The sequence below is a fragment of the Priestia sp. FSL W8-0001 genome (assembly GCF_038050335.1).
Classification (GTDB): Bacteria; Bacillota; Bacilli; order Bacillales; family Bacillaceae_H; genus Priestia; species Priestia flexa.
The window spans coordinates 905,028-917,411 of the sequence record NZ_JBBPAL010000001.1 but is presented as its reverse complement, the minus strand read 5'-3'; the positions used below and the strand labels follow the sequence as shown (position 1 = coordinate 917,411).

General features: G+C 37.2%; 12 protein-coding genes and 1 pseudogene. 6 read left to right on the top strand and 7 right to left on the bottom strand.

The window, feature by feature from the left end:
* Positions 1–461 precede the first annotated feature (461 nt).
* Positions 462–1,769 (bottom strand): CitMHS family transporter, encoded by a 1,308-nt coding sequence (locus MKZ18_RS04815; protein ID WP_025910357.1) that lies wholly within the window; start codon positions 1,767–1,769, stop codon positions 462–464.
* Positions 1,770–2,042: 273 nt separating this feature from the next.
* Positions 2,043–2,609 (bottom strand): ImmA/IrrE family metallo-endopeptidase, encoded by a 567-nt coding sequence (locus MKZ18_RS04810; RefSeq protein ID WP_061786162.1) that lies wholly within the window; start codon positions 2,607–2,609, stop codon positions 2,043–2,045.
* Between the two features lie 569 nt (positions 2,610–3,178).
* Here MKZ18_RS04810 and MKZ18_RS04805 point away from each other — a divergent pair.
* Positions 3,179–3,367 (top strand): YolD-like family protein, encoded by a 189-nt coding sequence (locus tag MKZ18_RS04805; protein ID WP_025910354.1) that lies wholly within the window; start codon positions 3,179–3,181, stop codon positions 3,365–3,367.
* A gap of 41 nt (positions 3,368–3,408) precedes the next feature.
* Here the strand turns inward: MKZ18_RS04805 and MKZ18_RS04800 are convergent, their stop codons facing one another.
* Both MKZ18_RS04800 and MKZ18_RS04795 read right to left on the bottom strand, forming a co-directional pair.
* Positions 3,409–4,095, bottom strand: coding sequence for a response regulator (locus MKZ18_RS04800; RefSeq protein ID WP_025910352.1), 687 nt, complete (start codon positions 4,093–4,095; stop codon positions 3,409–3,411).
* A 26-nt stretch (positions 4,096–4,121) separates the two neighbouring features.
* The gene (locus tag MKZ18_RS04795) at positions 4,122–5,699 is read right to left on the bottom strand and encodes an ATP-binding protein (RefSeq protein WP_025910349.1); all 1,578 of its coding nucleotides are present in this window, start codon (positions 5,697–5,699) and stop codon (positions 4,122–4,124) included.
* A 135-nt stretch (positions 5,700–5,834) separates the two neighbouring features.
* Here MKZ18_RS04795 and MKZ18_RS04790 point away from each other — a divergent pair, with 135 nt between their 5' ends.
* From MKZ18_RS04790 to MKZ18_RS04780, 3 genes and pseudogenes are all read left to right on the top strand, one after another.
* Positions 5,835–6,872: a DctP family TRAP transporter solute-binding subunit gene (locus MKZ18_RS04790; RefSeq protein WP_076512583.1), complete on the top strand. Its 1,038-nt coding sequence runs from the start codon at positions 5,835–5,837 to the stop codon at positions 6,870–6,872.
* A 458-nt stretch (positions 6,873–7,330) separates the two neighbouring features.
* Positions 7,331–8,597 (top strand): annotated as a pseudogene (locus tag MKZ18_RS04785) (dicarboxylate/amino acid:cation symporter).
* A gap of 130 nt (positions 8,598–8,727) precedes the next feature.
* The gene (locus MKZ18_RS04780) at positions 8,728–8,961 is read left to right on the top strand and encodes a hypothetical protein (protein WP_061786374.1); all 234 of its coding nucleotides are present in this window, start codon (positions 8,728–8,730) and stop codon (positions 8,959–8,961) included.
* A gap of 40 nt (positions 8,962–9,001) precedes the next feature.
* On the opposite strand, the gene MKZ18_RS04775 is transcribed toward MKZ18_RS04780, so the two are convergent.
* On the bottom strand, positions 9,002–9,166 hold the full coding sequence (locus MKZ18_RS04775; RefSeq protein ID WP_153301191.1) for a hypothetical protein: 165 nt from the start codon (positions 9,164–9,166) through the stop codon (positions 9,002–9,004).
* A 392-nt stretch (positions 9,167–9,558) separates the two neighbouring features.
* Between MKZ18_RS04775 and MKZ18_RS04770 the strand changes: the two genes are divergently transcribed.
* Positions 9,559–9,756, top strand: coding sequence for an IDEAL domain-containing protein (locus MKZ18_RS04770; RefSeq protein WP_025910344.1), 198 nt, complete (start codon positions 9,559–9,561; stop codon positions 9,754–9,756).
* 37 nt (positions 9,757–9,793) lie between these two features.
* Here MKZ18_RS04770 and MKZ18_RS04765 read toward each other — a convergent pair whose 3' ends face one another.
* A complete protein-coding gene (locus tag MKZ18_RS04765; RefSeq protein ID WP_340842894.1) occupies positions 9,794–10,582 on the bottom strand; it encodes a cell wall hydrolase in 789 nt (262 codons plus the stop codon).
* A 389-nt stretch (positions 10,583–10,971) separates the two neighbouring features.
* Here MKZ18_RS04765 and MKZ18_RS04760 point away from each other — a divergent pair, with 389 nt between their 5' ends.
* Positions 10,972–11,817, top strand: coding sequence for a DUF4097 family beta strand repeat-containing protein (locus MKZ18_RS04760; RefSeq protein WP_340842895.1), 846 nt, complete (start codon positions 10,972–10,974; stop codon positions 11,815–11,817).
* A 303-nt stretch (positions 11,818–12,120) separates the two neighbouring features.
* Here the strand turns inward: MKZ18_RS04760 and MKZ18_RS04755 are convergent, their stop codons facing one another.
* A complete protein-coding gene (locus MKZ18_RS04755; RefSeq protein WP_076512585.1) occupies positions 12,121–12,312 on the bottom strand; it encodes a hypothetical protein in 192 nt (63 codons plus the stop codon).
* Positions 12,313–12,384: the final 72 nt, after the last annotated feature.

Below are 12,384 nucleotides of genomic sequence, written 5' to 3'. Positions count from 1 at the left end.
TCAGCCTTGAATAAGATCATTACAAAATGCGCTCTCTGCCTGGCAGGAGGCTTTCGAATAGGCACAACCTTTGAGGAGTTTACTCTCTTGTTTGAATTTTAAAAGCACTGTTTTTACGTAGTGTGATTTCCATTCCAGATTGCCACCTTTCCGCAGGGCGAGCGCCGGGCCTCCTCGTAAACTGCGGGGTCTCGCCTGTCTCGCTAGTCCTGCAGGAGTGGCGCATCTTCCATTACAATCACAGGTTTTTTTATTAAGGTGCCTTTTGATGAGAACCGTTCATTTTTTTGTGTTTTAAAAACCTCCCTCTACTTGGTATGAGGTTTCAAGATAAGAACTTTATCGTCTTCTTGATTATTTAAAAGCATTACTATCGAATTAGACTACTTCTTATATCTTGAACTTACCTATCAATTATATAGAAAAGAACTTATCCGCTTGAAAGCGAATAAGTTCTCATGTTACAAGGTAATGACCCCTGTAATGATAGCAACAAGCAGCATGACCATTGATGTACCAATCGTCCATTTTAACGTGTAGCGCTGGAATTCTCCAAGGTCAACTTTCGCCATACCTACTAATAGATATGTGGAAGCAACAAGTGGACTTAGCAAGTGAACTGGCTGACCGATTAATGATGCACGCGCAATTTCAGCTGCGTCGATTCCGTATGTGGCTGCTGCCTGTGCGATAATTGGTAGAATGCCATAGTAGTAAGCATCATTTGACATAAAGAATGTAAATGGCATGCTTGTAATGGCTGTGATGACTGACATGTAAGGTCCCAGTGCATCTGGAATAAGAGAAACTAAGCTATTTCCCATCGCATCAACCATCTTTGTACCAGATAAAATCCCTGTAAAGATCCCTGCTGCAAATACTAGTGACACAACGGCTAGTACGTTACCCGCATGAGCTGTAATTCGTTCTTTTTGTGTTTCTAAATTTGGATAGTTAATCATAATCGCAATAGCAAACGCTATCATAAATAAAATTTGTAAAGGCATGATTCCGCTAATTAACCCAACCATTAATAAAATTGTTAAGCCAAGATTTACATAAAGTAATTTTGGACGCTTGTAGCTTGGCTGCTCCACTGCTGCTGCTTGCTCTGCAAACGCAACTTGTACAGATGAAATATCTTTTAAATCAATTACGCCTAAACGTTGACGTTCTTTTTTACCAAATAGGTAAGCGGTGAAGATAACCCAAATTGCTCCTCCAACCATCGCTGGAATTAACGGTGTAAATACTTGAGAAGCGTCTAGATTTAATGCACTCATCGCACGAGCAGTTGGACCACCCCAAGGCGTTAAGTTCATAACTCCGCTTCCCATAATCGCAATACAGGCTAACATCATCGTACTCATGTTTAACTTTTTATAAAGCGGTAACATTGCAGAGAGCGTAATCATGTATGTTGTTGTTCCGTCACCATCCAATGAAATAGTTAAAACAAGAATGGCTGTCCCAATCGTAATTTTCAGTGGATCCCCTTTAACAATCTTTAAGATTTTACCTACAACTGGATCAAATAACCCAGCATCAATCATAATACCAAAGTATAGAATAGCAAACATGAGCATTACGCCCGTTGGTGCTAATTCTTTTACACCTGCTAACGCCATTTCACCTATATCTGTTGTAAAGCCACCAATGATTGCAAATATAACAGGAATAACCATCAGTGCAATTAGTGGTGTTAAGCGATTTGTCATAATTAAAAACATGAAGGTACATACCATTGCAAAACCAAGTATTGCTAACATATAAATCCCCCCTACCCCTTGTTTTGTATACGCTTTCATTAAAGTTGACAAAGCTATGGTTTTATCTTCATTTACATGATGTTAAAAACTCAGCAGCCAGTTATACTAGCTTCTGTTCTTACAGAACCCTAATTTTCTGTTTTTTCTTAAAATAATCATAATTTAAGATTCGGTTCGCTGTAAATAATTCGTCATATAAATACTTTTAAAACTTTTTATATAATTAAATCCTTTTTGTTCATGGCTTTTAAAACATAGGTAGGGGTGGGTTCGTTATTCAACACGAAGAGTAAGCGGAGGACAGAATGGATAGTGCGATTGTTGGTATTCCTGAATCGCTTCTTGAAGGTAAGGAATATTGTGAAGCTGCTTGGATTCCATTCCTTCCATTTGTAAAAAACGTTCAATTGCATATGTGTTTGCAAATAGTTCTTGCTGTTTGTTTCCTTCTCTTAATACAGCTTGGTTTTGAGTTCGATCTACGTGATGACCTAGTTCATGAAGAACGATGAAAGCGAACTGATGAGCTTTTTTGTTTTTCATGGTGTCAACAAAGACAATAGGACACTCTGTCACTGTATATTTTTTATAGTTAATTTCAAATTGTAGAGCTTGCTTTTTTGAAGAGGTTTGCTTTGGAAATTGTCCGTAATAAACGCCTAATACGTCTCTTCCTTGTACCTTAACACTGCCGAGGCAATAAACGCCTTTTAAACCGTTCCATTCTTCAGGGGCAGTAACTTTTTCAATTTCTTTGAGGATTGCTCGTTGCTTTTTACTCAGCAAACCGTAAAAAAGTACACCATGAACAGCTACGGGTTCATCTTTTTTCCAAAACATCTTGTCGCCTCCTCTACAATCGATTAATTCTTTGTTACCTTAACTATATGATATTTATAGCCATAGTTAAAATATCGTTTTTTTATCGTTAGCTATTATATTTAGTTATGTCAGATTTAACTTGTTTTTAGAGGGGGAAGCACTTGTTCTCTGCCTAGCGTGATTTCCATTTCAGATTGCTTCCTTTCCGCAGGAGTCGAGTGTCCTACGCTCCATTCCACCCTGTTTCCAACATTGTTTTCACAATCAACCAAAAAATCTGAATGATTAAAAGTTATGAACTCTCAATCGTTCAGGTATAGTAGAGGCAAAGGTGTTTGTCAAGAAAACCTTTAGGTAACAAACTCTTAACATGAGATTAACAGTTTTTTCACTTGAATTTCATAAAGAAAGAGTAAGATTTACGTTGTAAAGATTTTTTTAAAAGTAGATGTGCAAAATTTCACAAAGTGTTCATTTTTTTAGTGAAAACGCTTACTATTTTTGTGTATACTAAAAGTAGATAAAAAACTGCTTACATTTTACTTCGGTTTTCATAAATAAAACATACCATGAGAGGAGATTATCTAATGATTTTAAAAGCTTTACGAAAAAACGGTTCTGTTACAGTTAATTATTATCGTGATGGTTTATTAGAAACTTTCAAAGGAAAAGTAAAACAGTTAAACCTAGTCGAACAAACATTATCTTTACAGGATGAAAATCACAATACGTTATCTTTACGCTTATCAGGAATTAAAGAAATCTATGAATCATAGCTACAGAGACCGGTCCAGCAAAGAACCGGTCTTTTTTATGACTACTTTTGTTGCAATAAATAACGGTTAACAGGCCTGCCGACTCGGCCATACTCTACGTAAAGCTCAACTTCTTTCTCTTGATCTAAATACTCTAAGTATCGACGTGCCGTGACCCTTGCAATACCCATTCCTTCTGCAACTTCTTCTGCTGAAATTGGATCAGTTTGGCTGTGTAAATACGACCGGATTCCAGCTAACGTGACCGTGTTTAACCCTTTCGGTAACGTTGGATTTTTCTCAGCGGCTGTTTTAAATAATAGCGTATCGACTTCATCTTGAGTGATAGATTCGCTTTTGCTTAGTTTGGTTTGGCGCTGTCGATAGTTTTCTAAAGCTTGCTTCATGCGTTCAAACTTAAATGGCTTCATAATATAATCAACGGCTCCGTATTGCAATACACGCTTGACCGTTTCACTGTCACTGGCCGCTGTGACGGCAATTACATCTGATTGATAGCCCTTTGAGCGAATTTTTTGAAGTGTGGTAAGTCCGTCTTGATTCGGCATATACATGTCGATGATGATTAGATCCGGATTATCTTTTTCAATCATTTGTAACCCTTCTACTCCGTTTGATGCGACGTTTGTCACTACAAACCCTTCCACCTGCTCGATGAATTGCTTATTCACTTCTTGAACCATTAAATCATCTTCAATCACAAGTACCTTCCATTGGCTTTTTGTCATGTTTCCATCCCCTTTTCACTTATAACCTATAGTACAAATGTAATGGTAAACGCCGTGCCACGCCCATATTCTGTTTCAATCGCAATATCTCCATCACCTTTTTGAACAATTTGGTGAATTAAATAAAGACCAATACCTCGATTTTCCTTTGCCTTTGTCGAAAATCCCTCTTCAAAGATATGCTTCGCTTCTTCTTTAGCCATGCCGCATCCGTTATCCTCTACCAAAATAGACAACACGTCCTCTGTTTGTTCAATGCTGACATAGACTTCTTTCTCATCCTGAAAAGAGTTAGCATACGAATCGAAAGCGTTTTCAATCAAATTCCCAATAATGATTACAAAATCATGATGATCTAAATGCTGAGGAAACGTTTCTAAATAGCTATGCTTATCAATTGTTAACGTAATTCCCAATTCTTTTCCTCTGCTTACTTTGCTAATTAACAAGCCTGATATGCTTTCATTTTTAATATTTTTGTGTAAGAAATTCGTCAATTCTTCCTGCTGCTCGGAAACATCGAAGACGTACTCCAGCGCTTTTTCATTGTTTCCAAGCTGTATCAGCCCTGCAATTGTATGAAGCTTATTCATATATTCATGACTTTGAACGCGAAGTGCACTGACAAATGCTTTTACCCCAGTTAGTTCTTCAGCTAGCTTCTTTACTTCAGTTCGGTCCTGGAAAATCGCAACTGCTCCTACAGTTTCTCCTTTTACCTTAATTGGAACCCGATTGCTTAAAATCGTTAAATTCCGTACTTGAAGCTCTTTGTTATAAACCGGTTGATTCAGCTGTAAAATCTCTGGTAAGCGGGTATCTGGAATGACGTCATAAATCAATTTTCCAATTACATCATCATGAATATTCATAATGGTTTTTGCTTTATCGTTAAAAATTGTAATATACTCATCTTTATCAATCGCGATTACAGCTTCATGCATAGCGTTAAAGGTTTCCGTTCGCTCGACAAATAGCCGTGCAATCTCATCTGGTTCTAACTCAAACATTTGCTTTTTTATGTGAGAAGCTAGTACCCAAGCTCCCCATCCACCAAATAGTAGAATTAGCAGACTGATGATAAAAATCTCTTTTTTCAAGCTCTGTATAACTTCTGAAAAAGTCGGCAACAAATAACCACTAATTACAACGCCAACCTGTTCATGGTGGTGATTAATAATTGGAACGAGTGAACGCACCACGGTGCCACTTTCTCCTTTGGCCTTATCCGTGTATGTGTGTTCAGCAAATGCTTGTCCTTCATCTTCACCATGCGATTTTGTGCCAATCATAGCGTTGACTGGATGAGACAGCCTTATCTTTTCCATATCAAGTACCACTACATAATCTGCCCCGTGAATAATTCGAATGGGGTCTACTATTGTGTTAATTTTCTGCCTTTTTTGTTCATCTCCCGTTATCTTTTCGCTAACCTCCGTCATTTCAGCTACAGTTCTTGATGTTACAAGAGCTCTCTGACGTAAATCTTCTTCCTTTGATTCCACAAACTCTTTAATCACGACAAGACCGGCTAAAAACAGCGCAAAGACGATAATAAAAAAGATTAAGGCAGTCATTTTCGTTTGCATTGAAAATCGATTCATAAAGCCTAAGCTACCTCTTCTTTCTCACATATACTATCTATATTTATTTTACCATGCTCCAAATCTGCATGGTAAAATAAATCATAAGATTACAATTCTTCTCATCGAGATGCGAGGAGCTGAGAGTAAGACCCTATGCGAATATTTATTGTAACAGCTTTATTTGTCAGCGCTTTCTTTACTTATATTTTGCTTTTCCCTCCTTCGTTTTTACATTCAGAACACGTCTATAGAGATGATGAACAACGAGGACTGGATGAGCAGATTGTGATTAACTTTAGTCATGTTGTAGCTGAAAACACCCCAAAAGGATTAGCAGCTCAAAAGTTTGCCAAGGTTGTTAATGAACGATCAGATGGCAAGGTTAAAGTTGAAGTTTTCTCAAATAGTGTGCTCTATTCTGATACAGAAGAAGTAGATGCTTTAAGACGAAATGACGTTCAAATGATTGCTCCTTCTTTCTCAAAACTTGCAGATTTAAACGAGGATTGGCTACTTTTTGACCTCCCATTTATGTTTAAAGATGAAGGTGAAGTTGAAGCCGCGTTAAACGGTCAGATTGGCAAGAGTCTGCAAGCATCTCTCAAAAAAGAAAATTTAAAAGGACTAGCATTCTGGAACAATGGATTTAAACAAATGACGAGTAGTCAAAAAAAGCTGGCTGTCCCGGATGACTTTAAAGGCCAACGCTTTCGTATTATGCCAAGCGAAGTCATAAAAAAGCAGTTTGATCTACTTGATGCTAAACCTACCATTGCTCCATTTAACCGAGTGTATGAATCGCTGGAAAAACAAGAGTTTGACGGTCAAGAGAACACAATTTCAAATATCTATTCAAAGCGTTTATATATGCTGCAGCGCTACATGACGATTAGTAATCACGGCTACTTAGGCTATGCGGTCATGATGGACGAGAGCTATTGGAACAGCTTGCCTCCCGATGTTCAACTTCTGCTTTCAAATGCGATGGAGGAAACAACAGCTTGGATGTGGGAGCACTCGAAAGGAATGAATGATCAGCAGCTCGAAAAAATTAAAAATGAGTCTTCGATTCAAGTTCATTATTTAACAGAACAGGAAAGAGATAAGTGGAAGCAGCGCTTTAAACCACTTTATACAGAGTTTCAAAAGCGTTTAACAAAAGATATTGTGGAAGAAACATATAAGAAGTAATTAAAGAGACTGAGACATAAGTAGTTCAGCCTCTACTATACCTGAACGATTGAGAGTTCATAACTTTTAATCGCTCAGGTTTTTTGTTGATTGTGAAAACAATGTTGGAAACAGGGTGGAATGGAGCGTAGGACACTCGACTCCTGCGGGAAAAAGAGGTAAACCTGAGATCCCAAAGCGCAGCGAGGAAGCTCAGGTTCCTCCCCGCAGAAAGCGAGTGGCCGTAACGCAATGGAACGAACGTGTTCAGATAACCTAAAGAGATGGGAACAGCTATTGCTCGTCTTTTAGAAGCAATTATTTTGTTATGTCCCAAACTCTTTTCTATGAAAATTCTAAGAACTTAATGAACAAAAAGACCATTATCACCAGAAATTTCACCCCCATTCATATGCGGTACTATAGGTTTACAAAACAAATGAAAACGCTATCAAATTATGAATCAAGGGGGATGGAAGATGAAGATTAATTTTAACAACTTAACAGTTCGCGTTATTATTGGGATTATCTTAGGGATTATGGTTGGGTTTATTTTTCCTGAATTCGGCGCGCAGCTGAAAGTATTAGCTGACATCTTTATTAAATTAATTAAAATGGTTATCGCACCGATTATCTTTTTAACTGTTGTCATTGGAATTGGTGGTATGGGCGATTTGAAAAAAGTCGGGCGTATTGGTGGTAAAGCACTTCTTTATTTTGAAATTGTCACAACGTTCGCTTTAGCTATTGGTATTCTTGTTGTTAACTTCGTAAAACCTGGTGAAGGCTTTAATATAAGCGGAGCACAGGGAGCTGACGTCTCTGAGTATACGAAGCAAGCAGCCGAAGCTGAACATGGATTCATGGACTTTGTGATGAGCATTATTCCAGATAGCGTCTTTGGAGCAATGGCTAACGGAGAACTGCTTCCAATCTTATTTTTTGCCGTGTTATTTGGACTTGCAACAGCAGCTCTAGGCGAAAAAAGCAGCACCTGTCATTACATTCTTTGAACGAGTGACGGATATTTTCTTCGGAATCGTTAATATGATTATGAAGATTTCTCCAATTGCTGCTTTCGGAGCGATGGCTTATACAATCGGAAATTTTGGAATTGGTTCACTTGTTTCGCTCGGAAAATTAATGGGATCTGTCTATATTACGATGTTCTTATTCATCATTTTTGTTTTAGGTACAATTGCTAAATTTTATGGCTTCAGTATTTTAAAATTCATTGCGTTTATTAAAGAAGAAATTTTACTCGTGCTTGGTACATCGTCATCTGAATCAGCTTTACCAAAAATGATGAATCGTATGGAGCAATACGGGTGCTCTAAGTCCGTTGTAGGTCTGGTTATCCCTACTGGTTATTCATTCAACCTTGATGGGACATCTATTTATCTATCAATGGCAGCAATTTTTATTGCACAAGCCTATGGAGTTGACTTAACGATTTGGCAAGAGTTAACGCTACTAGGTGTGTTAATGCTAACATCAAAAGGTGCCGCTGGCGTAACGGGTTCTGGGTTTATCACTCTAGCAGCAACATTAGCAGCCTTCCCAATGATTCCTGTTGAAGGTCTTGCATTATTAATTGGTGTGGATCGCTTTATGTCTGAAGCTCGTGCTATTACGAACTTAATTGGAAACGGAGTTGCAACGGTTGTTGTTTCAAAAATGGAAAACGAATTTCATCCACCAGCTCCACCTCAAAGTTCTGATTCTTCAATACCACTTGCAAAATAAAGAGAACCTTCCTCAGCTGATTGAGGAAGGTTTTTCGAATGGAAAACTTTAAATAATTAACAGTATCAAATAATTTGTTACAATAAAAATAGGTTTAAAAGATAACTAGTTTGGGTAAGGAGGAAAAAATATGATTCAGACCATTACAGCGCATTTAAAACAAGGCTTGCTTTCTTATAGACAAGCGATTTGGATTGCACGCTATCTCATCCTCGGTTTTATTGTATTTGGCACGGTTGAAAAGATTTTAATGTTTCAAAGTCATGAACTTAACGGCTTACAGCTCACATTTGAGCTAACTGCTGCTTTAATCTGTGCATTAATTCCCTTTGCATACGGCATTGACTCGTCCAAGCAAGAATAAAGGCAACGTTTTCTGATGAAACGTTGCCCTTTTTTTATAATCAAGCTTTTATCTGCATTTTTTTGTGATACAATTCCCCAAGCTCTACATCATCTAGCTGCCACACAACAGATTCACATTCTGGAAAGCTAGTAAGCAATGCATCTTCTAATTTTTCGCGTTCCCTTTCACTCAAAACATAGCGTTTCAATGTAAGCACTGACATTTTATGTTCCTCTCTCACAATTAATGTTAACGCTTTCGATATTGATGTTTATACATATCTTATACGAGTAATATCTCATATGTACAATGAATAAATAGAATAATGCGAATAAGCAAATGGAATATAGGAAACACTCATAAAGAATAAGAAGGTCACCTATGCTAGAACACTCTTGTTTAGACCATAGATTTTTGTCAGAAAAAGACGACAATCAATTATATAACAAAGTTGATATACATATCCTGTTATAGTACAATTATCATTACTTAATTCGATTTTAAATGGCTTTCTTATCTCCCCCATAGGCTGTAAGCTACGAACCATTTTTAGAAACATCGCATAGCTTAGAGCATGAATAGGTAACTAAAAATTTCTGAGGAGTTGATTTCCCCGTGGAAAAGCATTTGAATCATATCCAGAAACAAAATGAAGAAGATACAATGAATTCATTAACGGCTGAAATGGTATTAGATCATGCGCTTCGGATGTTTCAAAAACAACAGCTTCAAAAAGAAATTGATCATGCCTTATTACATCGTAACAAACAAGAATTTCTTAAACTATCGCAACAGCTACAAGCATATCTATAAGCAATAAAAAAGAAACGAGGGAAATCCTCGTTTCTTTTTATTTAGCAAATACGTGATTTCCGATAACTGCTGTTACTTGCTTTGTTTCTAACCACGAATTTGTTGCAATCTGTGGATTATAGAAAAACAGCGCAGGGTTTTGATGATCTGGATTTGCTAACACTTCTTCTACAGCACGTCTTGACTCCTCAGAAGCAGGCTGATTAATCGTTCCATTGCCTACTGGAGAAAACTCGTAACCACCGTTAGCTAAAGGTTGATTAATAACCTCTGTAATGCTGTTAGGGAATTGGGCTGACGCCACACGATTCATAACCACGGTTGCTACCGCTACTTTACCTTGGTACGGCTCACCTTTCGCTTCTGCTTCTACTAACCTTGCTAATAAATCTTTTTCCGCTTCCGCAACTCCTACGTTTGTAGGCTGTGGTGCTGGTGCCGCTTCAGAAGCTCCTTGTCCCGTTACAACTAGCTGTTGTCCTACGTTAATAAGATCACCTTGTAATCCGTTTAAATCTTTCAAACGATCTACGCTTGTATTATATGTCTGTGAAATACTAAACAATGTCTCACCTTGTACTACTGTATGTACTGTCTCTTTTTCTGGAATTGTTAGGACTTCTCCAACATAAATCATATCATTCGTGCGATTATTCGCTTGTTTTAATTCATCTACCGATACACCTTCTTGTTGACTAAGCTTCCACAGCGTATCTCCTGTCGATACTTTATGAGATGCAGCTGATGCAGCTGTTCCTTGTACTCCAAAAAATGAAAGTGATGCAGCTGATGTAATGACCCACTTTGTCAATTTTCCTTTTTTCATAAAAATACCTCCCGAAAAAATAACCTGACATTATCTTAGCATAGAGAAAGCCAGTTTCATTGAAAGAATGGGTAACATTTGTTCAGATTGGATTAAGTTTCTTACAAGAGAAACAATAATATTACAAACCATACAATTCCTTTAAAATTCGTAATGAAACTAACATTTTTATGACTGTTACTTGAATTTTATGGATTATTTTTACTTTTAGCTTTCGGCAACTGAAACCCATTCATTATTTTAGAAAAATAAGTAAGTATATTCCAATCTCCAACTACATCTCAGGTCTTACCTATAATTCATTCCTCGGGCTATTGATTAACTCCCACAAAATGGATAACATTGGTGATGTATCTTATTTCTTTATAAAATTGAAAGCAGGGTGAAGCATGAAAAAACTATTGTTTTTGGTTCTAGTATTTATCGGAGCTGCTTTTCTTTTGACTAATCCATTTACCACATCTACATGGACGTTAGGATCCTCCAAAACCGAAGCAGCTCTGACAAATTCAATTGAAAGTATTAAGCTTAAAACAGCGAACGTAAATACAGTCATTGAAGAATATAACGGAAAAGAAGTAAAAGCGGATTTACAAGGGAAGGGAAAAGTAAATGTTCAACGCAATGGAAAAACGATTACCGTTACGTATAAAAATAAGCCTTTTTCATTTTTCTCATTCGGTAATAGCAGTAAATTAACAATTTATATTCCAAAAGAATACAGCAATGCTTTAGAGCTAAACGTAGGTTCAGGCGATGTAGAGTTTAACGAAACCTCTTTATCTCTTACTAATTTTTCAGTTAAAGTCCAATCTGGCTATACTGTTATTCAAGGAATTGATGCGGATAAATTAGATATCAATGTTTCCTCAGGAGACCTCGTAATCAACAAAGTGCGCACAAAAGAAGGCTCAGTTGATTTACAGTCAGGAGATATTACGATTAAAAACTACGAAGGAAAGTTGGATTCTCACGTGTCTTCAGGTGATGCTTCTATTTCTATAAATAGAGTGGTTGATTCGATTAAAGCTCACGTTAGCTCTGGAGACATGACTGTTACGCTGCCACCTAAAGCTGATATTACCTTACAAGCCAAAGCGAGCACGGGAGATATTAATAATCGATTTAACTTTAAAACAATGAAAGAACAAGAAGATGAAATTCAAGCTACGAATGGGAAGGGTACGCATCGAATAGACGTAGATGTCTCAAGCGGAGATTTCAATTTGCGATAAAAACCGCAGCTGGGACATAACTAAATGATTTCTTCTCAAAGACAAACCATGACTGTTCGAACATAGTTAGGCAGTGAGAACACGTTCGTTCTATTGCGCTGCATTCCACTAGTTTTTTAACTTGTTTTCGGAATCAACAAAAAAACATCCGAACGATTGCAAGTCAGCAATCGTTCGGATATCTAATTGACTGAAATACCTCAGCTACCTACCACAACAGTTTAACCTCTTCTTCAAGTACGCTAGTTAAATAATCTTTACCCTCTAATAATATTCGAGGTTCAAGGTAACCTACTTTCCAAATTAAATATTTGCAATATAAACAGCAACGGCAATAGCAGAACCTACTAGTAGCGCTACATAAATAAATGATAAGTTTCGAATTCGTTTTTTTCCAGTCTTTTTATACTGTTTGTCATCGTTATTCGCAATCCATATCGTCCCGACTAGCGAAACAATCCCCACAAACAAAATAAGAAAAAGTGAAATGGTCATCCTCTCTCCCCCTATTCATGTCCCCTTATCTTCTATTATATTATACATTCATCTAAAAAAAAGAAAATCACT